This is a genomic window from Streptomyces sp. RP5T (genome assembly GCF_003933965.1).
GTDB lineage: Bacteria > Actinomycetota > Actinomycetes > Streptomycetales > Streptomycetaceae > Streptomyces.
In genome coordinates this window covers 1-386 of sequence record NZ_RSAJ01001321.1, presented here as the reverse complement: position 1 = coordinate 386, position 386 = coordinate 1, and the positions used below count along the sequence as shown (strand labels likewise).

Genomic DNA, 386 nt, shown 5'->3' with positions numbered 1-386 from the left:
CGTCCAGCGGAGTCTCCCCGGCCCAGTCCAACCGGACCCTGGGCCGAGGCGTCCCCTGCTCGTCGACCTGCGGCAGCTCCCGCGTGCGCTCCTCGTCCCGGAAGTACCCCGGTGGCATCCGGTGCGAGAGGCCTTCCCTCGGCGCCGGAGGCACGGGCGGCAGCAGGGCCGTCTCGTCGGCGGCACCCGGAGGAAGGCCCCTCGTTGTGCCGGGGCAGCCCCCCGAGAACGGCCGAGCCGGCCGGCGGTACGGGCTCGGTGGCGCCGCGGTGAGATGTGTCCGCTTGTTCAGGCCCCGGCCGCACGTTCAGCGCCTGCCGTGCCCCAGTACCAAGTGGGCTTGACCGGCGGGCACATCTCACCGCCGCCCCTCCGGCCCTGCGGAC

The 386-nt window shown here is 75.4% G+C and carries 1 pseudogene; it reads right to left on the bottom strand.

The window, feature by feature from the left end:
• Positions 1-196 (bottom strand): annotated as a pseudogene (locus tag EHS43_RS48705) (hypothetical protein); the annotation flags it as partial.
• Positions 197-386: the final 190 nt, after the last annotated feature.